Raw genomic sequence first — 24,948 nt, forward strand, 5'->3', positions numbered from 1 at the left:
AGTCGAAAAAAATAGTACATTTGTACTAATGGTAGACACAAAAGAAAAAATACGGAAAGCAGCGCTCAAACTGTTCAACGAACAGGGCATCGACGCCATCACTATACGGCATATCGCTAAAGAACTGGACATCAGCCACGGCAATCTCCAGTACCATTACAAAAACACCAACGAAATCATCCTCGTACTCTTCAAAGAGCTCAACGACGGCTTCTCCCGCTTTTTTACACATAACGAAAACCTCAGCCAGGTAAACCTGGAACATTTCCGGCATTGGGTGGAAATACTGATCGACCATATCTGGCAATACCGCTTTATCTTCCTCCACTTCGTGGAAGTGGCCCGCCGCGTACCGGAAGTGAAAACGCTCTACAATAGCTGGGACAAAGCCCGAGAAGAACAATTTCTCGTCCTGTTCAACACCCTCATTAAAGAAGGCATCTTCCGCGATGACATCCCCCCCTACATCTGGAAAAATCTTATCACCCAGCAATATATCATGGCCGACTTCGCCCTGTCGCACAATGAAATAAAAATGCAGCTCAAAGGCAAAAAAGCCGTCCAATACTACGCAGACGTGCTGTTCAACCAGTTCTACCCCTACCTCACGGCTAAAGGAAGACAACAGGCTGACAAACATCAGGGCATAAACTGACCCCTGTCATTTTTCAGGTGCGCGTTTCCCCGCATTTTTGCATAATAAATGCAGGGGAACATTCCCCGTCACCAGAAAAACCAGGAATTATGGACCAAACACTGATCAATCTAAGCCAATATACCGGCACGCCGGCTGTGACCATCCTGGTGTCTACCCATCGCACCTTCCCCGATAACAAACAAGACAGCATCCACCTCAAAAACCTCATCACACAGGTGGAAAAAGAGCTATATGAACAGTTCGATAAAAGGATCGTATGGCCCGTGCTCGACAAAATAAAAGAAACTGAAAAGTCCATCAATCACGACTATAACCTGGACACACTGGCCATCTTCGCCAGCCCGGACTCCATCCAGGTGAAACGCTTGCCCGTCACTACCACCGACCGGTACGTGATCGGCGACCGCTTCGAGATCCGCCCACTGCTCAAAGCCGTGCAGCAGAGCGAACATTATTATATCATTTCCGTTTCCCGCCAGAAAATACGGCTGCTGGAAGCGTTTAATGACGAAATAGTAAGCGAAGTGAAAAACAAGGATTTCCCTTATCTCAACAATTATTACACCACCGATCCCATGCGCCTGAAACATGACCAGATCGTGGACAACCTCCTGAAAGAGTTCTTTAATACAGCGGATAAACGATTTAAAAAATATTATGAAGAGAATCCGTTGCCGGTGGTCCTGTTGGGAGAAGAAAGAAACCTCGCCTTCTATCAGGAAATAATGGACATCAGGGGACTGGTAATCGGTACCCATCACGGTAGCTTCGACGACACCTCCGACCCGGACATCGCAAAAGTGACTTTCCCGGTCATTCAACAATACATCGCCGGAAAACAGGACGCTGCCCTGCAGGCCATCAATGCCGCCCAGTCTGCACAACGCCTGCTGGTAGACCTGAACGATATTTACACCGCCGCCGAAAACGGACAGGCAGATACGCTCTATATCGGGCAGACCTACCTTCCCACCGGCCACGTCGACAAAGGCGTCATCACCCTGGGTAACAGCAACGGCTCTACGGACGTGACGCTGCCCGTCATCGACACAGTGCTGCATAAAGGCGGCAACGTGGTGTTTCTCGACGAAAACGCCCTCGACAACTATCAGGGCATCGCTTTGATCACAAGATTTTAATCATACGACAACGACAACAACAGGAAAAGCCGCACTGGTATTTACCAGCGCGGCTTATTATTTTGTAGGCGTGCATTGAATCAGGGAAGTGCTGCCAGCCGGGCGTAGATCTCCATCATACCGGCCTGTCCCAGCAACTCTTTCTCCGGCTTTTTTCCCAGCATATTGCTGCCGGCGTCCCGGTCTTCCTCCCACACCTTGTCGGCGTAAGTCTGCATGGCATCTACATACCGCCGGTCCTTGTCTTCCCGGTAAAGGGCCAGGTACCCGCGCAGCAACACGGCATTGAACCAATAAGAGGAATGAAACCGGCCGTCCCGGTAGAACCGCTGCAGTGTGCCGGCGGCAATCTGCTGTGCCTCTTTCAGGTACTGTGGCTGCCGCGTAATACGGTACAGCTTCACATTAGCTTCCAGCATAGTACCACTGTTATAGGTATACGTAGCAGAATCGATGCGGTTGTTCTCCAATGGCTTGATCGCGTCCCAGAATACGCCGTTGGCATTGCGAAGATGTTTGTTTGTCCACTGATACAGCAGCAGCGCAGTGTCCAGGTAGGTTTTCCGGTGCGTGGCTTCGTACAGCTGCAAAGCCAGCAGGACGCCCGGACCATTGGAACAGGTATTTTTAGTCGTCTTGTCTCCTTCTTTCCAGTATAAACCACCGCCGCTCACTGTATCAAAACCGGTCATCATAAACCGGTAAATCTCGGCGCCTTTATCGAGGTAAGTCCGCTGTTTGGTACGGGCGTAGGCATCCAGGTAAGCGATGCCTATCCACTGGTTATCGTCGTAGTAACGGTCTTCCCGCCGCTCCTTTACTACATACGAAGCGTAGCCGGGCGCAGGCGGGATAGGATCATAGTACTGGTCAATAGCTTTCACGACCGGCTTCAGGTAGGCCTTCCCGGGGTGCAGCCCCTCCATCTCGTTGGCGGCCTGCACCAGCGCACAAAGCCCCCACAGATCAGCATGCGGGTTATGGTTCTTTGCCGGGTCGCTCGTCTGAATATAAAGACCGGTACGCGGTTCATACAGATGTTTGTCGACCGCCGCCTGTAGCAGGCCGGCGCGTTGTGCATTGTTTTGGGCAAACAAAGTGGCGGCTGAGAGTATATACGCCACCGTTAGCCATACTGAACGGTACATAAGCATTATTTACGGATAATTGCTGTTCTACCGGACAAAATAACCAAAAGGGCTTATAAATGCAACAGGGCTTTTACCCGCTTTAGCTGTGGCGTGGTGACGCGTGTTTTATCATAAGCCAGGTAGTACGTCTGACAGGAGGCATCAGCGTCTGCCCAGAGTTGTTTCAGCTCCTTTTTGCCCAGGTAGTCTTTTACCAGGTAGTCCGGTACAATGGTGACACCGTTGCCGGCGGCCAGCGCCCTGAGGATGCCTTCATAATCCGGAATAACAAAGCGGGGTTTTATCTGCGGGCGTTTATGGAAATTCTCCTGCCAGAAGCGGCGAACAGGAGGAATATCGCTGCTATAGGCATACCATGGCTGTTCGTATAGCCATGCTTCCGCTGCCGCCATGTCCTTTTTCCGAAGGGCCTTACGCAGGCCGCTGTCATCCAGTCCGGCGTTGCCCACCAATATAAACCGTTCTTCCAGTACCGGCTCATACACGATGTTTTTTTCATGCCCGCAGGTGGTGGTCAGCGTAAAATACATCTCATGCCTGAGCACTTTGTCCAGCAGCTGCCGGGGATCACCAAATTCAAAGATGAAGCTGGCGTCCGACTGACTGATACGCGGCGCAATGATGGCCTGGAAAAACTCTTTCGGCGCGCCTACGCAGGTGAGCGGCACTTCCCACGCACAGGTATTGCGGAAGTCCAGCTCTACCTTCTCCAGTTTCTCCACCGCATCAATCACCTCCGTATACAGCAGTTTACCAAAATCGGTCGGCACCATGCGGCGCGGCTGCCGTTCAAACAGCGGATGACAGATATACGCTTCCAGTCCTGCCAGATGCTGGCTTACGTTAGGCTGTGATATCAATAATTCCTGCGCAGCGCCGGTGAGCGTGCCTGTCTGATAGATAGCCTTAAAAGTGCGGAACCATTCAAAATTTATCATACCCCAAAAGTATAATTTTCTTTATAGATTGATATAATTTATGCTATTTTATTTATAGATCAGAAGACCCCATCTTTGCCTTATCAAACACAAAAAATAACAAACACCATTATGAAAAGTATATTTACTGTGATCGCCGCTATGGCCGTCACCCTTACTTCCTATGCCCAATCCGGCCTGGACGCACAACGGATTTCCCGCATTGACGATGTGATCAACCGCCATATAACAGCCGGCCATATTCCCGGTGCCACCGCCCTGGTTATCCGTCACGGGCAGGTTGTGTACAACAAGGCTTTCGGTTATGCCGATGTAGCATCCCGCAAAACCATGCAGACAGACAATATCTTCCGCATCGCTTCACAAACCAAAGCTATTATCAGTCTGGGTACAATGATACTATGGGAAGAAGGGAAATTCCAACTGGACGACCCGGTGTCCAAATTCATTCCTGCCTTCAAAAACCCGCGGGTAAAAGTGTCCTTCAACCCGAAAGACAGCAGCTATACTACGCGGCCGGCTACACGCGAAATCACCGTGCGCGACCTGCTCCGTCACACCTCCGGCATAGCCTACGCCGCCGTGTTCAGCGATCCGCAGATGCAGGCCATCTATGCTAAAGCAGGTGTGCCCAGCGGTGTCGGCACCATGGCCTCCGACCTGAAGACAAAAATCAACCTGCTGGCGCAACAGCCGCTGATGCATGATCCAGGGCTGGCCTTTACTTATGGCCTCAATACCGACGTACTGGGTTATCTCATCGAAATATGGAGCGGCCAGCCGCTGGACGTGTTCCTGCAACAGCGGGTATTTGCTCCACTGGACATGCAGGACACCTATTTCCACCTGCCGCCGGCCAAACAAAAGAAACTGGTCACCCTCTATGAAGACGTAAACGGCAAAATGCTGCCCGTCACCCATCCAATCTATGAAGGCGTAGACCCGCTGTATCCCAACCGCCAGGGCACTTACCTCTCCGGCGGTGCCGGCCTAGTGTCCACTGCGGCAGACTATGCCAAATTCCTGGCGCTCTTCCTGCACCATGGAAAATACACCGACCAACATGACAACACCAGCAAAAAACTGATCAGTCCCGCTACAGTGGCCCTCATGCTGACCAACCAGCTGGAGAAAGGCGTACGCCCTTCTCCCCTGCCCGCCCAACCGGAGCCTTTCTGTTTCGGCCTCGGCTTCGCACTGGAAACAGCGGCCAACGACCACCTGATGCCCTACAGCATCGGCACCTTCAGCTGGGGCGGCGCTTTTAATACCCACTACTGGGCCGATCCCAAACAGGACCTGATCGGCATCATCTTTACACAGGAGTATTTATCACCGTACTGGAGTATTGGCGATGAATTTAAAGTGGCCGTGTATCAGGCATTGGAAGATTAAATGACATCACAGGAAATAAAACGGGACCGATATGATGATATCGATCCCGTTTGCCTGATCTGATATAATACCCCCGTGATTTTTCGTATCTTTGCAGCCGTCATGTTACAGTTTTTATCATACAACACAAAGCGACACCGCCTATTTTCCGCTCCTGTAGCGGAAAAAGCCGCTATCATCTCCTTCTGTTGCTTCTGTAAAAAGCTGTACTTCATTTCCAATTTCAAGGACTTCCATACACAAGCCCCGGGCTGTTGATCTGACGGCCGTATACCGGGGGCCCCGTACTTATAGCGTTATTTTCATTCGTTTCATTTCCGGCGGAAGTGAAGCGGTTTCTTTTTTTACATCCAACCGTGATGCATCATGTACATTGACATTTGCAAAAAAGAGATCAGGCAGGTAAACAAGACAGCTATTTTACAACAGACGGCGTATTGGTCGGAGGTGAAAAGCCGGCAGGGCTGGGAAACCTACGCCTTTGATTTTAAAGTGCAGGGACAGGCGTTGTTTGCCGGCGCTGCGGAACATGGTTATATAGAGAGTGACGTACTGGTGATCCTGCGGCAGATCAACGACGAGCAATATATCGCGTATGTGCCCTATGGACCGGAGATAGAGCCTGACACCGACTGTCAGGGCGTTTTCCTGGAAGAGCTGTCCGAGAGCCTGCGGCCGCTGCTGCCGGAGCAATGTATCATGATACGTTATGACCTCGCGTGGCAGTCGCACTGGTCAGTTGAAGCGCAATACTTCGATGAAAACGGCAGCTGGCTGGGCCCTCCGGCCAAACAAATGCAGGAGTTGCGTTTCAACTACAGCACCCGCGGCCGGAACCTGAAAAAGTCGAATACAGACATCCTTCCGTCCAATACCATTTTTATGGATTTGAAGAAAGATGACCGGTTGTTGCTCGACAATATGAAAACGAAGACCCGGTACAATATCCAGCTGGCAAGCCGCAAAGGCGTGCAGGTAAAGGCCGCCGGGCTGGAGAATATCGATACATGGTATAACCTGTACGCACAAACGTGCGCACGTAACGGTATTGTGCAGGAAGATATCAGTTATTTCAGCACCGTGCTGACCGCCCGTGCCAATAACAGCACGTCCCCTGCAGATGTGGAGATGCTGCTGGCCGAGGCCGATGGTATTCCGCTGGCGGCCATGTTCCTCGTGGTAGCGGGCAACCGCGGCACTTATCTTTACGGCGCCTCCTCCAACACGCACCGGAACTATATGGGCACTTACCTGCTGCAATGGGAAGCTATGCAGCGGGCTAAACGTAAAGGCTGTACGGAGTATGACTTCTTCGGCGTATCTCCCACCCCCGATCCGCAACATCCGTTATATGGCCTGTACAAGTTCAAAAACGGCTTCGGCGGAGAACTGTTTCATCGCATGGGCTGCTGGGACTATCCCCTGCTGGAAGCCCCGTATACAGCCTATACCGCCACTGAACTGTACAGCAAAGGATATCACCGGTAACAATTACGAATTACAAATGACGAATTACGAATTAGGGTTTTCCTAATAGGGAGGTTACTTAAATAACGGGGGTAAAATGGGTCCTCCATTCGTAATTCGTCATTCGTAATCCGTAATTGATTACATTTGTCCCCATTCGTTATAAATATAATTTATTTTAAATATAACCGGAAAATGATGAAGAAGCCAACTTTCTGGGGAGAGAACCTGAGAATTCTGCGCACGCGGAAAAAGCTCTCACAGCAGCATCTGGCCGATCTGCTGGGTATCAACAGAAACAAAATTACAGCACAGGAAAGCGGTAAAACACGGAACCCACGGCTGGAAGACCTGGTATTGATCTCTGACTTTTTCCGGGTGGACCTGGACACGTTTATTAAAAACGATCTGCAACAGGCTACGGAAGAACAACTGCTGGAGCTGGAAGCCGGCAATACGGTGGACTTAACGGGCAGGCATATACGCATTCTGCCCATTACGGTTGACCAGGACAATGAAGAAAATATGGAGTATGTGCCTGCACGCGCCAGGGCAGGCTATCGCAGCGGGCACGCAGATCCGGAGTTCATCGCCGGCCTGCCTAAGTTTTCCCTGCCGGAACTGCCCCGTGGCAAAACCATCCGCATGTTCCCCATCTCCGGCGATTCTATGCAGCCCATCCCCGATGGCAGCCACATCATCGCCCAGTACCTGGAAGACTGGTCACACCTGAAAGACAATACCGCCTGCGTACTGGTGCTGAAAGGCGGGGAAGAAGATATTATCTTCAAACTGGTAACCAGCCGCATTAAACAAAAAGGCACGCTGCTCCTGCGTTCCCTCAACGAAGAATACGCCGATTTTGAAGTGCCCATCAATGAAGTGGCGGAAATATGGACTTTTATTGGCTATCTGAGCAAACAACTGCCGGAAGTAACGGCCATGCAATAATAGAACCGATGATACCCCGGGGTTACGCCCCGGGAAACTCCCCTTCTCTTTTTTTCAGGTTAGCCTTTCGTCCCACATTATAAATCTTAAGCCCGCAAAGATATAAAAATAAAGAGGCTGCCCTGTTTGCAGGACAACCCCTTGTTCTAGCAACCGCAACAATTGCTTAGTTATAGTTCACAGTAACCGGGAACGGAATACTGGTAGTGTACAGGCCGTTTACCTGGTTAGGGCCTACGAACAGGGTAGCTCCTACGTTCAGTGCCTGAGAGCCGCCAGTCAATACGCCACCGGTGATCACCGCCGGAGAGCTGGTGAAGTTAGTGGCCAGCATGAAGGCGCCTGCATGTGTAGTATTGTGCAATACTACAGGAATAAGTGGCAGTGTGATAGCGTAAGAATAACCATCTTCACCTGCTACAGAAAAAATTGCAGGGGTAACTGTACCTGCGGTAGACAGGGTGGAAACACCACCTGTTGTGGTACGAATACCGGCAGGAGTGATTTTCAGGGTGCCAGGCACCGGAGATGCAGCCAGAATACCGAAGTTCAGGTCCAGCGTTTTAGTCAGGGTAATGGGAGTGATGACAGTTGCAGAAGCATTGGCTGTTGCGGTAGCGGATGTCTGGGCAACTGCTGTTGCGGCGAAGAATACAGAAATGATAGCCATTAATGATAACACCTTTTTCATAAAATTTGGGTTTTAAATAATGAATAAATAGATAAATGATTAAATAGATAAGTGATGAAATAAAAAGTTTGGGGTTAATCAAATGCGAACTATTTGGGTGGGTTAGCGGATAGAATCGGGCTAAGTTTAAACATCAGTCCATCGACGACGTCGCCTTCTGGATTTTGTTTAATGGTAACGGTTATTTCAGCGGGTTGGGCTGTCATATGCAGGCGCTGCAGCTGCGCCGGGTCCAGGCTTAAGGTATAGGTGCCCGGACGAAGGCCAAGGTAGCTGAAATAACCGTCGGTTTCCGTGAGTACGGAGGCAACTGTGTGACAGTCGGTATCCAGCACGTTGATCCGGATACGGGACAGTCCTTGTTTTTGGGTATTCCTGACCATTCCGGCTACTTCACCGGAAACGGTCACAGGTATTTCTACCGGCTTAAACTGATTGGGCAGCGCGGTCACCCCGATGGCGGTATGTTTCAGTTGCCACGCAACGGAGCTGAGACCGTCAGGATTTAGGCGTATCAGGTATTTTCGGTAAGGTTCCAGGTTAAAGACACGGTAAAGGGTATCTTGTTTGTCGAACACGGACAGGCCGCCGTTGATCTGTATGGAAAGCCCGTCCACCTTGGGCTCACCGGCATCTCTTTTACCATTGCCATTGATGTCAAGGAAAGCCAGCACCGTCAGTTGCGCACGTCCTACACTGCCTACATTGCTGGTCATCAGGTAATGGCTTTCCCGGTCATAGAGCAGGCTGCCGCCTGCTGAAGCGGTGAGCGATGAATTGCGGCCTGCTATCATGGCGCTCATACCCGCTTTAGCAAATCTGAAATCATAACGAAGGGTAATGCCACCAATAAACTGCTGGTAGAGAAAATCCCTTTCGAAAGAGAGTCTTACGTAGGTACGTTGCCTGATGTTGCGCTCCAGTTCCACGCGGGCGTTGGAAAACTGGTGGCTGTCATAGGAGTACTGTACCCGGGGCATGACAAACATATTGGAGAAAAGCCGGTACGTTTGCGACAGAGTGCTGTATGCCACTGGCGGCGCGTCTTCCCGGAAATTACAGAACGTGGTCACATTGGTGTTCACACGGCCGATAGTGCCGGAAGTGATCCATTCCACGGTAGTATATTTCACGGAGGGAATGGAAGGCGTCAGCGGAATTTTTTCTGTTGTCGGGACCTGTTCTGCCGGCGGCATGGTGATTTGATCTACCGTTAGCCGGGAGAACAGGGAAAAATTGGGGTTTCTGATAGGTAGCATTATTGAGAGCTTGCGTTCTTCCTGGTAATTGTATTTCACTGCCTGCTGTCCCGGTTTATAGCGCAGGTACTGTGCTTCTATTTCCATTTCACAGGGCATGCGCCAGAAGAGAGAGGCTTTGCTTCTCACATCGTATGCGTATTCACCGCTGAAGATCAGGTTGTCGGTCAACCGCCACGCGGCATGCATGAAAGGAATCGGTTTCCCTCCGGGAATAGAGGAGAGATATTCTGTGCCGGCGCCAATGGTGATACGTTTGGTGATACCGTAGTGAACGGTGCCCATGGCGTAACGGCTGCTTTGTCCGTCGAGGATGATGCCGCCGGTCAGCGTGTATTCCATTTCACCGGCAGGCAGGAAATTAAAAGGCACCATAATTTCCCGCTGCTCGGTGCGCACCTCACCAAAAGGGCCATAGAATCGGAGCGTCACGGTGGTATTGCCATAAATGATGGGCACATTGAAGGCAAAGAAACCGGAAGCATCGGCCTGCTGGTAGTCGACCAGTTCATGGTTAATGTACAGCTCTACTTTCCAGCCAGGCGTAGTAATGTCGGTTAACCGGTAGGTACCGAAGGCACTCCTGTTAAGCGTGGGCGCATTGGTAAACTGCACGCCCGCTAACGGATACAATACGGAGGCGATTGCCATATTATTGATCTTGCCTACGGTAACCTGCCGTAACAATGGATGGTCATTGTTCACATAATGCCACATGAATTGCTGATTGCGAACGTCCAGGTTTCCATCGATATAATTCATTTGCAGGTTGGTTTCGCCGCCGGCCACCTGGCCACCGAGCGACAGGTTGAGGTTCAAGCTGGTGGCGTCCTGTTGCGTGGTGGTCATCACTGACCAGTCGGCCGCATTAATGCTGAAAGGTGTAGCTTTTCTGCGGATAACGGTATCTGCTTTCTCCTCTCCTTTCAACCGGTTAATATTATCACGAAGCTTCTGTTGTTTCATTTCACGGATTACAGGCAGCTCCCGTTTAGTCGTCATGGCCACATACAGATCGCGGAAGCGGAAAGCGCAGTTCACCCCGAACACATCGGCCCAGCTGGCGGAGCGGAGATAGAATCCCGCAGGCGTGCAGATAAGTTTTTGAGCGTCCATGGTGAATGTCTTTTTATTATAGGTGATCGTATGTGTTGATTTGTCGATGATAAATTTGTCTTCCGGGCTGATGATAAATCCTGACAGGGTATCAGCCTGGGGCGACAGGGTATTTTTAACTTGCAGGAAATCGAACAGGTCACTCACTGAAAGGTAAACATCCTGGTTACGGATAATGGCGGATATCTCAGCGTTCCCCAATTCCTGCATCCCCACGGTCACAACCAGTTCGTCATCTGAGCCGGGGCTTTGTGCAAGGCAGCTGCCCGATGTTCCGGTGATGGCGCACGCGATGCAGAGCGCGCCGAACAGAACGGGCATGAGCATGTCGTGAAGGTTTTTCATGGTTCATGGTTTCTCATAGAAGGCGGGGTTATTCGCCTGCTAAAAAAGTGATGAAGACCTGTCCGTTATAATTTCCTGAAGCTGTTTGTCCGGGTTTATTGATTGTTAATGTCCCGCCGATATGAATGCTGGTCCGGGGTGTTTTGGTGATGAAAGGCATCGCCGGGTCGGAGCTCTTGATGCGCAGCGACAGGGTGTTGCCTTTGCCGCCTTTCAGCAGGGAGTTGGTTTCCAGGATGGCGATCCTGCTGCCAACGGGCGCTTCCAGTTCTATCACCGCCGGTGAGGCCATGGTCCCTTTTCCGATGGGTATCACATCACCGGTGGTGGTAGTGACGCCGTCCGCGTTGACGGTGATGGTGCCGCCGCTTTGACCGGCGCTGAAGGTACCAAAACTGAGTTGCTGAACGATGGTGGGCGTAACCTGGGCCACTGCGGGCAAACAATGCAGCAAACATAAGATGCCCGTCACAGCCCACCCTGCCGGGTGCTGTACAAAATGCATACACATGATCGGGAAATTGCGAAGGGGTTAAACAATCGTCTGTTTATCTCAGCGCAGGAACATCTCCTGTTTAGCCAGGGTGGCTGGTTTACCGGAAGCCGTTTCGTAGCTTACTTCCAATCTGCCCTGATGATAATTGAGCTTAGCCGTGTTGTCGAGATCTATCCTGACTTTTCTTTTTAACAGCGGTGTATACACCGCCACTCCTTTTACCGCCGCGGCACGCGTTCGCTGGCCTGACGGCGAGATGTAATCGATCATCAGATCGCCGTAGGCCGACATATTGCCGCTGCGGTTCAGCGCAAACATCACCTGTGGTTGTTTCGGGTCTTTGAAATCCAGGTCCATGTCAGAGATAACGACCAACGTGGAATCAGCGCCCACACGGATGATGACGGGGATGGTGACACCAAATACGGGGACCAGTTTGACTTCCAGGTTACTGGTGTCTTTGGGCCGCATCGGTGTTTCACCGGCAGGTAAGGGAGCAGGAACAGCCCTGAAATAAACGTGAGATCTGTACTCGCCGGGAGGCAGGCTACCTGTGTTGATGGCCTGCAGTTTCACGGCTTGTGATTCTTTGGGTGCAATGGTAACGGTACGGGGAAAAATACGGAGGTTAGCGCTTGCAAAGCTCTGTCCTGAATCCGGTTGCTCAATGTTTTCAAAAGAACCGTCTTCTTTCATTCTGACCTGGACAAAAGACACCTGGTAGGTGGCCGTGTCCGCGCCGGTATTGGCGAGGCCCAGGTCCTGCGTTCTTTTGGAACCATCAAACACCACACGTTTGGGATAAATCATCAGGTTTCCCTGCGCATGCACAATGACCGTGTGCAGTAACAAAAAGGAAAAGGTGAATGCGGTAGCAAAGACTATCTCATATCTCTGCTGCACGCGCAGGGTCAGGCGCTTCATAAGCATGGTAGCATACATCTTTCAAAAAATTTTTGGGTTGCGGGATAGGGATACCAAAGGCCTGCACCCAGGTGAAGTACAGGACCTTTTGGTTTTAAGCCGGAATTGCCGATCAGTTACTTTTGCGGTTACCCGTCACCTGTTACATCTGCAATTTCAGCATTGATCATACTTCGTTCCCTGAAAGCGGAAGCGCTGCGGGTAGCATCCGGAGCCGGTTTCACCACACCAGCTGTCCCGGAAGGTGCCGTGTTGCCAAAACCGATGTTACCGTAGGCCCGCGAGCAGCGTACAGGAGCCGCCACGATGGCGGAAGCATCAGCTGTAGCCGTTGTTACCGGTGCCTGCGCGAAGACCTTACAGGCCCACGAGACCGCGACAGGCAAGGTCACGGAAAGGATCTTCTCTTTCATAAGAAGTCAGATTTAAACAATAAGCAAAATCTTAAGAACGGAAAAATAAGCAGAGTACGGCCAGGGATAAGCGCCACACTTCCTTACACACGAAGCATACATACATAACAATCACATGCACTCGATACATCTGTATTCCCAATAGACACCAACGGATAGTACTGATAACAGTAACCGCAGCGAAAGGATATTTTATTGGAAAAACCTATGGAATTGATATTTCAGGATATAGCCAATCTTAGTATAAGTATAGTATTCCGGGGTACAATGTCAATCAAATGTTTTGGGACAACTTTGGGACAACCAGAAAAAAACAGACTGTTTGGATAAGTGAAGCGAAGATAAATAAGAATTTTATTTCACCAAATTTTTTTTCAAAAAAAATCAAAAGATTAACAAATACCACCGGCAAAACACCATAAAACCCGCCACCACATTATATTACAGGCCAACAAATAAAACAAACCTATCATTAGTCCTCCTGACTATCATATAAAAAGTGATTTTTTACACACTGATCGGCTCATCAATTTTTTCACGTATATACGTTACCGTTGTATCGGCACATTTCGCCATCACTTCCATCACTTTTGCTTCGGTCACGGCCGTGCCGGTGTACTGCAGCGTCGCCTCGAGCAGTGTTCGCCAGGTGGCAAAAGGCTCTGGAAATTCCTTGCCGTTAAATTCAATGCCCAGCTCGTCTTCCATCGCAAACAACAGCTCCACAAAACCTGCATACCAGCTGTTCTCTGCCGCTATCTTGCGCATCCGCTCCACCTCTTCCGGCGGATTTACCTTAACAAACCCGCAATCCCTGCAACGAACTTCCGGCTGGCACATGTCCCATGCCTTGTAATAATTTTTGGCGCCGCACTGCGCACAGATATGTAACCACGGTCCCATCTGCTGTTTTTTTATTCACGCGAAGATAAGCCAGGCCGTTGATCTTTTTGCAGCGGACGTTCGTGGTTGTTTACGATTTTTTGATTATAGTGGGTGAAATGAAATGTCCCAATTACAACGATTATAAAAAGCGCGTAAATTATATAACCATGGCGGATCAGGGGCGATTCTACAATAGGGGCTGCCAAATAAACGAAACGTCCCAAAAAGTAAATTTATGGTGTATTTGTGGCTAATTAGAGGCCTAACTATTGGCAGTCTGGCAACCGTCGACTATGAACGCTGCAAAACCGCAACTGGCGTTGTTTTACTTGATCTGCAACCAGGATTTGAAAGCGTTTTAAACCGTGTTTTAAGCCATCCCCTTTTTAAAATTACAATAAAGTAAAATTAAAGTTGGACGGTCAGTTGGACGGTCACAAACGTGTTATTTTTATCGCTTTATGGAATAGATAATTACCTGCATGATGAAGTTGAAACAGGTGTGCAATCACATGTCGGTATTGCCTATAATACGCCTGGAAGATATGCTAGAGGCGAGGCCATGATATAGAGACATTTCGTTTATTAAACTGGGACGTTTCGATTCACCGATTATAATTATATGATTTTGGGGAGATGAAGAAATTATCATCAAAAAATAAATTTGTAAGCATTTACTTACATTTCCTATATTTGTAAGCAAATACTTACACAATGGAGAAACGAAGGGACATCTATCAGGCCATAGCAGACCCCACCCGGCGGGAGATCATCTCGCTGATAGCCCGTCAGTCGATGAACCTGAACGCCATAGCAGACAACTTCGACGCCAGCAGGCCGGCCATCTCCCAGCATATTAAAGTGCTCACGGAATGCGGGCTGGTCATTATCCGGCAACAGGGCCGCGAACGCTATTGTGAACTGAAAATAGACAAACTGAAAGAGGTAACTTCATGGGTGGAAGAATGTAACAAATACTGGAATGCGGCCATCGACTCCATGGAGGATTATTTACAGCAATTACAAACTAAAAATAAAAAACATGGCAAACAGCAATAATCAGGATACGTTCATCTCCCGTATCATCAACGCGCCACAGGAGCTGGTTTTTGAAGCATGGACCCAAGAAGAACATCTGCGGCACTGGTACGCACCGAAAGGTTGCACCGTCCACTTTGCCCATGTCGATATCCGCCCCGGCGGCAGCTTCCTCTCCTGCATCCGCAACCCGGAAGGCAACTATAAAGACTGCTGGTGCAAAACCACCTTCCTGGAAATCATCCGTCCGGAAAAAATCGTCTGCACGCTTCAGGTGGCAGATGCCGGCGGAAACCCCATCTCCGCCCGCGATGCAGGTATGGACCCTGACTGGCCGGATGAAACCATCCTGACGCTGACATTCACACCGGAGGGCGACAAAACCCTGTTCACCTTACACCAGACAGTTAATACGGCATTGGCTAAACGAACAGGCGCCTACCCAAGCTGGATACAGATGCTCGACATACTGGAGGCACACCTGCAACCCGCAGGCATCCGCTAATCCCCCAACACAAAAACAAATATATGCTTACAAGTATCCTTCTGGCCATGACCATCAGCAGCGCCATGCCCGGAACAGCCATTCCTTTGTCCAAAACCGCCGTACAAACGGATACCACCAGCGCTTACGCCACGGTCAACGGTATTAAAATGTATTACGAAATACATGGCAGCGGCAGCCCGCTAGTATTAATCCATGGCGGCGGTTCCACCATCCGCACCACTTTCGGCGAAGTGCTCAACGATTTTGCACAACATCACCAGGTGATAGCGGTAGAGCTGCAAGGCCACGGGCACACCGAAGCACGCCCCGGCCCCACCACCTTTGAACAGGATGCCGATGATGTGGCCGCCCTGCTAAAAACACTGCACATTCAACAAGCGGATATCCTAGGCTTTAGCAACGGCGGCTGTACCGCGCTCCAGATCGGCGTCCGTCACCCGGAAATAGTACGCCGCATTGTGACCATTTCCTCCTTCTACAAAAGAGAAGGCCTGCCTCCCATGTTTTGGGACATGATGAAAAAGGCCCGTCTCAGCGATATGCCGCAACCTTTTAAAGACGGCTTTCTCGCTATCCGCAACGACCCTAAAGCATTACAGACAATGTTCAACCAGGACAATGGCCGGATGCTGGCTTTTAAAGACTGGCCCGATGATATGGTCCGCTCCATCAAAGCACCTACACTGGTACTGATCAGCGACCGGGACGCCATCACGCCGGAACATGCCGTAGCCATGTACCGGTTGCTGCCGAAAGGCCGCCTCGTGATCATGCCAGGCCAGCACGGTGAATTCCTGGGTGATGTATTGACGGCCAAACACCACAGCCACACGCCACAGATGGCAGTGGCCCTGATAGACGACTTCCTGAACGAATAATAAAAAGCCGGGTTCATCACCCGGCTTTCCACTATTTTGTCAGCTCGGTCACCATCGCCTGCACATCGAACACAAAAAACCTGTACTGACCCGTATACCTGCTCAATTTCGCCGGTACGCTTGCGACCATCCATTAAAATCCTATTTTTACGGAGACACAAAACAGGAACCCATGCCCAACCTCCCTACAGACCTGGCCCATCTGCTGACAGGTATATCACCCGAACCCATCACCATCGGTTATTCGGCCGCCAGCGTGTACCGCTATACGAGCGCCCACAGCGTATTTTACCTGAAAACACAACCTTCCGGACAAGGGCTTCGCTGCGAATATGAAGTACTCACCTGGCTGCAGGACAAGCTGCCGGTGCCGGTGATACAGTATTTCAGCGCCCACGATGCCGTCGATTACCTGCTCACCACCGCTGTAGATGGCGAAATGCTTTGCGCTGACAGTTACCTCGATAATCCTGAACTAACAGTAAAACTGCTGGCCGACGGCATCCAGCTGCTGTCTGCGCTTCCTATTGAGAACTGCCCCTTCGACAACAGCCTGGAAAAGAAATTAACAGCCGCAGCGTATAACGTAACACACGGACTGGTGGACACCTCCGACTGGGAAGACAATAACCGTTTCGCTACGCCGCAGGCACTCCTGAATTATCTTATTGCGCATAAACCTGCCGCCTATACGCCTGTCTTCACGCACGGCGATTACTGTCTGCCTAATATCTTCGGCAAACAGGGACAAGTGAGTGGTTTCATTGATATCGGCGGCGCCGGCGTAGCAGATATATACCAGGATATAGCGTTATGTGTGCGGTCACTGAAGCATAACTTCGGAACGGATGATTATGCAGGGATGTTGTTTGAAAGGCTGGGGATGGAAAGAGATGAGGAAAGGGTGGCGTATTATGTGATGCTGGATGAGTTGTTTTGAGATAACCTTGGTCTCCTGAAAAACTGTAGCATTGAAAATTTGAAATATCGCCCGGTAGAATACCACGCGAACAGATGAAAATGCGGGTCTTCGTTAATGACTTGTTGAAAGCCTCCTTTTGCGTCCAACAACCATGGTAAAAACAGCGAATAGTATCTTCCGGACAACAGCATTTGTAGTCTTTCAATATACTTGTTTATAAAAGAAAGCTACATGCGCCTGGGAAACAATAAAAGCGGTAACGAGCCCGCTTTGTCTTTATTCGCTAACATAAAATGGAAATAGAGGCTATTCGTGCTATGGGGCCCGAAGCTTATGACCGGTTCTCGGACAGAGAGCTGATTCAATTGTATCGTTCGGGAAATAACATCGCCTTTGAAAAACTTGTCCATCGCCAAAAGGACAGAATTTTTACAACTATCATATATCGCGTTAAAGACGGGGATCTGGCAGAAGACGTATTTCAGGAGGTCTTTATTAAAATAATCAATGCAATTCACACGAAGAGGTATTTGGATAACGGTCTTTCCCTGACGTGGGCCAGCAGGATTGCGCATAATGAAAATGTTAGTTATTTCAGGAAATATAAAACGCGGCAGGAGATTATGAATGTCCGTGGGCTTAGCTCCTTCGTTGAAGGGAGAGATGATCTGAGCCGGGAAGCAAACAAACTGGACCTGATGATGAGAAAGGAGCTGTATGAAGAAGTAGAGTCCCTGCTTGACAGACTTCCTCAGCCACAGCGGGAAGAACTTATACTTCGTTACTATGCCGATCTGAGCTTTAGGGAGATGGCTACGATAACCGACGCAAGCATCAATACCGCGCTGGGACGTGTCAGGTATGCATTGTTAAACATAAGAAAGATATGGGGGAATGAAAATCTTATCAAGCCTGCGATATAGATTTGGCTGCTATTGGGTATTGCATTACAATAAAGGTTTTTTGAGGTGGTCGCGAAATGCGACCACCTTCTCCATTTCAAGGTTTTAACAATGTTAATTCTTTAAATCTCTCCAAGATCAAATGAAGTTTATCTAAATCACCGGCTCCAAAAAACTGTTTGTCTTTTACTTTGTACAAAAACCAATTATCCTTGCTGATTTCTAGTATCTGAACGTCGATGTCTAAATTGTCTAATTCTGTATCAGTTAAATCAATAGTAACAGCCCATCCAGGATTATCGGTTGTTTCAATCCTTATTAAATTTTCATGCTCCCAATCGCCATCACATTGAGATAGAAACCAATTTGATATCCAGTTGATTATGTCTACCATAACTTTAGCAAATTATCTTTTAAATTCCTCCAGGTTTAAGAAATCTTTGGTTATTAGGAAACTCATTGGGTTCCGGTGCTCTAGCTCCACCAGGAGTGTTCGGATCATTGTTAATATGAGGGGTTGGGAACTTCACGCCCGTCTTTTTGTTGGTATGATCAGCGCCTGGCCTACCATCTGCACTGCCGCTATCAAATCTTCTACCTGGTTCAAAGCCATGTGGACTTCTCGAATTCTGATTAAATTCCTGATACTTATAAACATCACCATTTTTATCTCGTTTGAAGGAAGTGTGATCTCCAGCTGGCCCTTCTCCTGTAGTCGGATCAGGTTTATGATATTCCAACTTATTGTTGTCTCTAGCATAAACTCTTCCGGACTGGGATGCCAAATTAGCAGATCCATTTCCTGTCACCACCGTACCTACAGCGGATATAGTCATTCCCGCTAATGCAGCAGGCGCACTCACCTCAACAGCAAGGCCTCCGCTCGCTACAGTAACTGTAGCCGCTGTGGCAGTGACTGCTGCACCACCAACTTGCCCACTTATACCTCCCATAATCGCGCCTACATCCGCTACATCCAGGCCGGTATTCCAACCCGATGCAACAGAAGGATCAGATATCCTACCTGCAACAGCACTTCTAAAACTTGCCCCTGTCACATTATCAAGAGTTCCTATTACAGCCCCGCCAATACCTCCAGCAAGTGCTTTGGTACCTTTTGCGACATCACTCCAGGTTGGCCAGTCAGGCCACATCCCATCAGGATCTATAAATCTTATCGGATTATCAAGAGCGTAAACATAAGGGCTCCAGCGCCGACCTTTTTCACCTAATGGATCTATCACCCACCAGCGACCTATTTGTGGATCTTGCATTCTAGCTCCATAATCGTATAGTTCTAATCCTGAGCCATCTCCAAATTCCTTATTCTGCAACTCCTTCCCATTATATTTCAGCCTATTCTCCGGATAATTCGCTCCAGGCAATGCTCCTGACGATATCCCCGCCATCGTCAACCCAAACGGATAATAATGCGTCTCCTCCAACACCGGACTGCCACTATGTGCCACCAACAGATTATCAAAGAACACTTCCTGCGGACTCTCATTGCTGGTGTAAACATACAAAAATCCGCTCTTTTTCATGACCATCTTGTCCTGTGAAAGGGTTTGGAGCTGGTCAGGCTCTGCTTTTACCTGTTTTACTCCACTGTTTTCCTCCACCATTTTAAACTGATCATCAAACAAAACATAGTTCAAATAGGCTTTAGGCTTACCAGGTTGTTGATCAGGATCTTTCTCCTTCAGTCGGCGGTAGTCGTTATTATAGAAATTGGTATTAAACGGTGTAACTGCTGCTGACGCGGGAGCTCCATGTGTGGCGTCTGCGGAAACAGTACCGCCAAACGCATTGATCAGGTCAGCCACCATATTCTCCGCCGGCACAGCCGGGTTACTCTGATTAGCCGGCCCATTGGATTTATAAAATGCCTTGCTGCTTAGCTGAATGGTATCACCTGCCATTACCCTTAATACAAGGGAAGGCCCGATCTTCTTGCCGGTACCGGTGGCCGTCAGTTTGGCCACGGATTCATTCTTACCCGCACTTTCATCTGCCGGATACCCTACAGGCTTATTGCTCCGGGTATTATCGATATTACTGAACAGCTGATTTTCCTTTGCAGCGCTGGGAGTCTCCATGGTAGCTGCATAGGTATTGGTGACGGATTTCTCCGTTAGTACCAGCCGGGTATTGCCGAGATGGTCTTTTACAAAGTAGTCGTATACAAAATCAGGCGCCTGTCCGGGCTGATAGGCAACCCGTATCCTTCCTTCTTCGTGACCAGCGAAACGCAGGCTATCATTTTCGTATACAAATCCTCCCAGATAGTCTGTCGTCGTAACCTTTGCAACACCGGCGGTATTATCCGTAACAACTTTACGGACTTTATTGCCACCGGCGTCATATACAAAACGGATATTTCCTTTACCAGTCACAGTAATCAGCTCCGGCAGGTTGAGGTGGTTGTAGCTGATAGCGGCAATCTGTTTGTTCTCATCACGAGTGAGGTTACCTGCTCCGTCATAGTTATAGTCAACTCCATCAGCCTGGCTGTCGGTAAAGTCCCCTAAACCTGTCTTTGCCCTTACTCCGTCATATACAGATTGTAGTTGGTTGCTGTTAGCATTGTACCGGTAACTCAGCTGGTCCACATTACCCGCAGCATTGTTTACCTGACCACGCTGGTTCATGCTCAGCAGGTTACCGTTGGCGTCGTAGCTGATGTTACCAACTGTGAAATCTACGGCATCATTAAGCCAGCTACCGGAGGTGAGCTGAGAGAAAGCAGCTCCTTTCAACCGGCTGATAGCATCATAGGTATAACCATATGCCCGCTGTGCCTGGTCGTTCCAGCCCTTCCATCGGATGCCGGCAATATTACCGTTAAACGCCGGGACGCTGAAACCATAGTCGTAGTTTAGCTCCTGGCCAAAGTGCGATCCTGCAGAACCGTTATCCAGATAATCTTTGCTGATGCTCCGCAGCCATCCACGGAGATTATAGTCAAATGTCTGTCTTTCCAGCGGCTCACCGGTCCCGTTGATACCCAGCTCTTTTGCGCTCAACTGGCCGATCTTGTCATAGGTATTTCTGGCTATGGTACGCGCCAACGCCGGATTATCATTCAGTCGCTTGTTGATCGCTTTCACCCTGCCCTGGTCATCGTAGACCATAGTTGTCAGTACCGTCGTTTGGGGCGTGAGCCCGCTTCTGCCGTTTTTATGGCGCTGATAGGTACTAACTACCTTTCCGTTAAAATCATAACGGGAAGTAATCACATCTGTACTACCAGCAGCATTGTCAGCTACCACCTGACTTACCCTTCCTTTATCATTATAATAAGTAGTAGATGTCAGCCAGGTATCGGTGCCCAGGATGCGTATGCGCGTTCCTGTTACCATTCCTTTTGTAAGATTGCCAACTGTTACCGGCTCAACAAACGAATTACCCTCATCAGTAGGCATATTAAAATCGCTACTAACCGTACCCTGAACTCCGGGGAAATTATAATTATCGTAGAATGTGTAAGTTAATGGTGTTAGGGTTCCATTACTAAAGATATCAGGCAAAGGATTACTCACCGTGATATTAGCGGCACCCGTCGTCAAAGAAGGATTAATCCGCATATCCGCATCCGCCCCATCGCCGGTATCAAAGCCACTTTCCAGTGTCACAGAATTGGTTGCTTCATAAACAGTGCGGGCAGGTTCATGATAGGCTGTAACCAGGTCAGCGGCTCCAGGGAAAACATAATTGCTGGTCCCACTATTATTAACAGCTCCATTCATTTGTCCCTGCAACGCTTCCCTTGAAATACTTCTATTATACAGGGCAGTTTCAACCGGCCGGTTCAGCTGATCATAGAAAGTAACATGCCATATATTCTGTACCCGTTGACTGGAATCCCGGGTAAATACCAGACGGTCGCGCACATCATATACCATCTCCACCACACCAGCACCAGGCATTTTTTTGGTGATCATCCGGTTTCGGTCATCATAGGTATACTGAAAACAAAGGCCGTCCGCTATGGCAGCAGTATTCCAGGTGCCGGTAATCTTTTCCACCCCCAGCGGCGGAATAACGAAACGAAGGTTGTTCAGATCGTCATAAATGTAATAGGTACAAAGCCATCCCATATGTGCGGAACCAGGAGAAGCCACTCCCCGCAACTTCCTTAATATCATCCGGTTTGACTTGTCCTTGTATTCGACTATCTGGCCGCCATCTTCATCTGTGGTGATGTCTACGGTCAACTGACCAGCGTCATAGGCAAGTGGGCTCACTGGCATTCCTGTAGCGCCGATATTCCAAATACGCACTGAATCCTGTGCAGTGTTAACGAGATATTGATGGCTCACCGGCCGGTTAGCCCAGCTATTACCCGGAGCGTAGGTCTTCAAAACCCTGTTCAACGGAGAAGCCTCAAATTCTGTCTGGCTATAGAATATTTTCTCGCCGGGATATTTCCCTGAATTCAGGTAAAACTGCTGTTGATCAACGAATGGCGACGTTTTAAATTTCCCGTCGCCGGCGGAATGCGTATAAGGCAGATATTTATACTGCTCTCTCCCGAATGCATCATATACCACCGGGGTTACAATGTCCTCCCCGGAGTTACTCATGCCTTTGGCCACAGTCTGTGACAGACGGCCAAGGCCATCGAAATACTGAGATACCTGCTTTACATTCCTAACGGAATTGCTCTCGGCCGTCACTGTGGCCGGATCTGTTGTTGGTATAGACGGCTCCCAGGTCCGGACATAGTTAATAAACGGAGGGGTATTGGTGACAGGTAGCGGTACAGGTGTAGCTGACGGAAGCCCGGGGCCTCCCGGCTGCTGTGCCCTGGTTATGTTTCCTGTTAATCCTAAAGCGGCAAACAATAAACAAACCGATAGTTGCCTGAAACCGTACTTTTTTCTATCTCTCATAGGTTTTTTATTTGGGTAACAACTTCTTATTGCGTAACTGGTTGTTAATATTTATAATCATACAGTTTCAGGATTTTTCCATCCTGGTCTCTGAGCAATTTTAATCTGCCCATGCCATCATACTCATAATAAACCGTTCTGTTGAACAGCACTATAGATAAGGGAATGTCTTTCCGGACAGCAAAATATTCTCGGGTTACTTCCAATTACTTATGCTACATAATGAGTTTCAACGGGAGTATTAACTGCAATTTTAAAAATAAATTCCGCGTAAGGTAAAAAAATAATTCATTTTTTCAAAACGACTTATTGGTTATAGCTGTGGTATCACAAAATGTGATACCGCAGCTATAACCAATCAATACAGAGCCTTCAGAACCTGTAAAACATAACCTCTTTGCCCATTACGTTACTTATAAACTAATCTCCAGCTTTTTAAGATACTGTCTGATTGTGCTTTGGTAATACTTTTTTCAGGTATTCCACTGGACTGGTCGTCATATGTATACTTCCACTTATTCTGGTCTTTAAAAATATAGCCAATAGTAAGTCTTTCAGATATCGATTTATCTATGTGTAGATAAATATCTCCATAATAGATAATCTTCCCTGATTTAACGATCACCGTCTTAGTATATCTAAAGTACCCGCTATCCGGCACGTCAGGGGCATGCCATACTTTCATCTCCTTATACTTGTCTTTTGTGATCCAGGTACCCGGCAGCGTAGCTATCCCCAGCCGCTCACGCTCAGCATTAAAAGACACACCGTACTTCTTCCCGGGCGGGAATATCCAAATAAACAGCTTGTCCTGGATCAGAACAAATAGGATCGTAAACGCTACTGCCAGCGGAGCTTTAAGGTCATCTTTAATACGGGACCAATTCATCTTACCCTAATAGTTATATTGATCAAATTATTTCAATGGTAAAAAAATCGTATCGGGTTTGTTTCTACTCTTTAAATAAGTTACCGAATCACCCATAACGAGTATCAAAGAGGAATCAGCCACCAGTCGATATGATTCCAGGGTATTGTATCGCTCATAATTTTTCAATACGTGTTCGCCGTTCTCCTTTGAAGATACTACAATCTGTATGCAGTCCTGAACCGTAGCGTTTCCGGAAACATAGTAAATAACTATCCTATCGTCCTTGCCAGCCGGAATATTGGCCAGTTCTCTTCTATCGACTTCCAACAACGGATGAAAACAAGCAGCGAAAAGTATCCATGCCGAACCATAACCTAACTTTCTTTTCATGTCTGCTATTTATTGATTTTAAACCCATTCCGCCTAGTCTCACTATTCCGATCTCATGGATGAAAATTGGTCATCAATGCTGGTTACCTCTCCTTAACGAGAACGGCAAATCATCCTTCCAGCCTCACTCCCCCGCGGCACCATATATTCAGCAAAATACGCCACCTGTAATGGAAGGGCAGATTTAAAATCCGTCACTATTACGTCTCCGTTGTTACATCCCTGCTTCGCAGTGCCGGTAGCAGACTTTATCACCAGACTACTCGTTTTAATATGTTGCTGCCATTCCCGCATTTTCACCCACTTGTCTGTTTCGTAGCGATAAGCAATAATATGAGCCATTCTGCCATGATAAAAAACGAGATAGTTGTCTACCCGGGTTATTTCGCCACTTCTTATCATTTCAATCACCGACCACTTCTTGTCTTTCCAGTTAAACTCAGTACTGATCCGCTCGAGAAAGCGCCATCTTAAAGAAGTGTTCTGAAGGCTGTCAGGGACCATATTCCATAACCTGCAAAAACTTTGTAGCCGTTCCTGGTATAGCATTTTCTCTTCTGCGTTCTTTCCGGAAGGGATCTCCTTTGCCAGGGCAAGACTCATTTTGTTCCAGTGATAGAACAGACTGTAAATAACAGGATCTTCCGGATTAATAAAACCAATCAAGCTGATACAAAGACTGCAGATTATTTTCATGTATTTCTCAAAATTGAAAA

At 48.6% G+C, this 24,948-nt stretch carries 23 protein-coding genes; 10 read left to right on the forward strand and 13 right to left on the reverse strand.

Annotated elements, in window-relative coordinates:
- The first annotated feature begins 28 nt into the window (after positions 1-28).
- Both ACTJJS_RS24995 and ACTJJS_RS25000 read left to right on the forward strand, forming a co-directional pair.
- Positions 29-655 carry a TetR/AcrR family transcriptional regulator gene (locus tag ACTJJS_RS24995; RefSeq protein WP_343746268.1) on the forward strand — a complete coding sequence of 209 codons (627 nt, stop codon included), beginning with the start codon at positions 29-31 and terminating at the stop codon, positions 653-655.
- 89 nt (positions 656-744) lie between these two features.
- Entirely contained in the window at positions 745-1,797 is a 1,053-nt protein-coding gene (locus ACTJJS_RS25000; protein ID WP_440665912.1) for an AOC03_06830 family ribosome hibernation factor, read from the forward strand.
- 80 nt (positions 1,798-1,877) lie between these two features.
- Here the strand turns inward: ACTJJS_RS25000 and ACTJJS_RS25005 are convergent, their stop codons facing one another.
- On the reverse strand, positions 1,878-2,945 hold the full coding sequence (locus tag ACTJJS_RS25005; protein WP_440665914.1) for a glycoside hydrolase family 76 protein: 1,068 nt from the start codon (positions 2,943-2,945) through the stop codon (positions 1,878-1,880).
- A gap of 53 nt (positions 2,946-2,998) precedes the next feature.
- A complete protein-coding gene (locus tag ACTJJS_RS25010; protein ID WP_168874708.1) occupies positions 2,999-3,886 on the reverse strand; it encodes a LysR family transcriptional regulator in 888 nt (295 codons plus the stop codon).
- A gap of 111 nt (positions 3,887-3,997) precedes the next feature.
- Between ACTJJS_RS25010 and ACTJJS_RS25015 the strand changes: the two genes are divergently transcribed.
- From ACTJJS_RS25015 to ACTJJS_RS25025, 3 genes are all read left to right on the forward strand, one after another.
- The gene (locus tag ACTJJS_RS25015) at positions 3,998-5,281 is read left to right on the forward strand and encodes a serine hydrolase domain-containing protein (RefSeq protein WP_440665915.1); all 1,284 of its coding nucleotides are present in this window, start codon (positions 3,998-4,000) and stop codon (positions 5,279-5,281) included.
- Positions 5,282-5,647: 366 nt separating this feature from the next.
- On the forward strand, positions 5,648-6,769 hold the full coding sequence (locus ACTJJS_RS25020; protein WP_440665917.1) for a lipid II:glycine glycyltransferase FemX: 1,122 nt from the start codon (positions 5,648-5,650) through the stop codon (positions 6,767-6,769).
- A 174-nt stretch (positions 6,770-6,943) separates the two neighbouring features.
- The gene (locus ACTJJS_RS25025; protein WP_440665919.1) at positions 6,944-7,699 is read left to right on the forward strand and encodes an XRE family transcriptional regulator; all 756 of its coding nucleotides are present in this window, start codon (positions 6,944-6,946) and stop codon (positions 7,697-7,699) included.
- A 166-nt stretch (positions 7,700-7,865) separates the two neighbouring features.
- Here the strand turns inward: ACTJJS_RS25025 and ACTJJS_RS25030 are convergent, their stop codons facing one another.
- The 6 genes from ACTJJS_RS25030 to ACTJJS_RS25055 all read right to left on the reverse strand — a co-directional run bounded on the left by ACTJJS_RS25030 (position 7,866) and on the right by ACTJJS_RS25055 (position 13,846).
- Positions 7,866-8,390 carry a DUF4402 domain-containing protein gene (locus ACTJJS_RS25030; RefSeq protein ID WP_440665920.1) on the reverse strand — a complete coding sequence of 175 codons (525 nt, stop codon included), beginning with the start codon at positions 8,388-8,390 and terminating at the stop codon, positions 7,866-7,868.
- Positions 8,391-8,479: 89 nt separating this feature from the next.
- Positions 8,480-11,110, reverse strand: a complete 2,631-nt coding sequence (locus ACTJJS_RS25035; protein ID WP_440665922.1) for a carboxypeptidase-like regulatory domain-containing protein — start codon at positions 11,108-11,110, stop codon at positions 8,480-8,482.
- 28 nt (positions 11,111-11,138) lie between these two features.
- Positions 11,139-11,621: a DUF4402 domain-containing protein gene (locus tag ACTJJS_RS25040; RefSeq protein ID WP_440665924.1), complete on the reverse strand. Its 483-nt coding sequence runs from the start codon at positions 11,619-11,621 to the stop codon at positions 11,139-11,141.
- Positions 11,622-11,663: 42 nt separating this feature from the next.
- Entirely contained in the window at positions 11,664-12,548 is an 885-nt protein-coding gene (locus ACTJJS_RS25045; protein WP_440665925.1) for a fimbrial biogenesis chaperone, read from the reverse strand.
- 110 nt (positions 12,549-12,658) lie between these two features.
- Complete coding sequence (locus tag ACTJJS_RS25050; RefSeq protein ID WP_440665927.1) at positions 12,659-12,943, reverse strand: hypothetical protein; 285 nt, start codon at positions 12,941-12,943, stop codon at positions 12,659-12,661.
- A 507-nt stretch (positions 12,944-13,450) separates the two neighbouring features.
- Positions 13,451-13,846 (reverse strand): hypothetical protein, encoded by a 396-nt coding sequence (locus ACTJJS_RS25055; RefSeq protein ID WP_440665928.1) that lies wholly within the window; start codon positions 13,844-13,846, stop codon positions 13,451-13,453.
- A 696-nt stretch (positions 13,847-14,542) separates the two neighbouring features.
- On the opposite strand from ACTJJS_RS25055, the gene ACTJJS_RS25060 reads away from it, so the two are divergent.
- From ACTJJS_RS25060 to ACTJJS_RS25080, 5 genes are all read left to right on the forward strand, one after another.
- Complete coding sequence (locus ACTJJS_RS25060) at positions 14,543-14,887, forward strand: ArsR/SmtB family transcription factor (protein ID WP_168874698.1); 345 nt, start codon at positions 14,543-14,545, stop codon at positions 14,885-14,887.
- Positions 14,871-15,371: an SRPBCC family protein gene (locus ACTJJS_RS25065; protein ID WP_168874697.1), complete on the forward strand. Its 501-nt coding sequence runs from the start codon at positions 14,871-14,873 to the stop codon at positions 15,369-15,371. The genes ACTJJS_RS25060 and ACTJJS_RS25065 overlap by 17 nt, the downstream gene beginning before the upstream one ends.
- A gap of 23 nt (positions 15,372-15,394) precedes the next feature.
- Positions 15,395-16,252: an alpha/beta fold hydrolase gene (locus tag ACTJJS_RS25070; protein ID WP_440665931.1), complete on the forward strand. Its 858-nt coding sequence runs from the start codon at positions 15,395-15,397 to the stop codon at positions 16,250-16,252.
- 172 nt (positions 16,253-16,424) lie between these two features.
- Complete coding sequence (locus tag ACTJJS_RS25075) at positions 16,425-17,192, forward strand: APH(3') family aminoglycoside O-phosphotransferase (protein WP_440665932.1); 768 nt, start codon at positions 16,425-16,427, stop codon at positions 17,190-17,192.
- A gap of 275 nt (positions 17,193-17,467) precedes the next feature.
- Positions 17,468-18,097, forward strand: coding sequence for an RNA polymerase sigma factor (locus ACTJJS_RS25080; protein WP_440665934.1), 630 nt, complete (start codon positions 17,468-17,470; stop codon positions 18,095-18,097).
- Between the two features lie 76 nt (positions 18,098-18,173).
- On the opposite strand, the gene ACTJJS_RS25085 is transcribed toward ACTJJS_RS25080, so the two are convergent.
- The 5 genes from ACTJJS_RS25085 to ACTJJS_RS25105 all read right to left on the reverse strand — a co-directional run bounded on the left by ACTJJS_RS25085 (position 18,174) and on the right by ACTJJS_RS25105 (position 24,928).
- Positions 18,174-18,470 carry an immunity 53 family protein gene (locus ACTJJS_RS25085; RefSeq protein WP_440665935.1) on the reverse strand — a complete coding sequence of 99 codons (297 nt, stop codon included), beginning with the start codon at positions 18,468-18,470 and terminating at the stop codon, positions 18,174-18,176.
- A gap of 19 nt (positions 18,471-18,489) precedes the next feature.
- A complete protein-coding gene (locus ACTJJS_RS25090; protein ID WP_440665937.1) occupies positions 18,490-22,971 on the reverse strand; it encodes a DUF6443 domain-containing protein in 4,482 nt (1,493 codons plus the stop codon).
- Between the two features lie 409 nt (positions 22,972-23,380).
- Positions 23,381-23,860, reverse strand: a complete 480-nt coding sequence (locus tag ACTJJS_RS25095) for a hypothetical protein (RefSeq protein ID WP_440665939.1) — start codon at positions 23,858-23,860, stop codon at positions 23,381-23,383.
- Between the two features lie 27 nt (positions 23,861-23,887).
- Positions 23,888-24,232, reverse strand: coding sequence for a hypothetical protein (locus tag ACTJJS_RS25100; protein ID WP_440665941.1), 345 nt, complete (start codon positions 24,230-24,232; stop codon positions 23,888-23,890).
- A gap of 93 nt (positions 24,233-24,325) precedes the next feature.
- Positions 24,326-24,928 (reverse strand): hypothetical protein, encoded by a 603-nt coding sequence (locus tag ACTJJS_RS25105; protein WP_440665942.1) that lies wholly within the window; start codon positions 24,926-24,928, stop codon positions 24,326-24,328.
- Positions 24,929-24,948 lie beyond the last annotated feature (20 nt).

It is taken from the genome of Chitinophaga sp. 22308 (assembly GCF_052045305.1).
Taxonomy (GTDB): domain Bacteria; phylum Bacteroidota; class Bacteroidia; order Chitinophagales; family Chitinophagaceae; genus Chitinophaga; species Chitinophaga varians_A.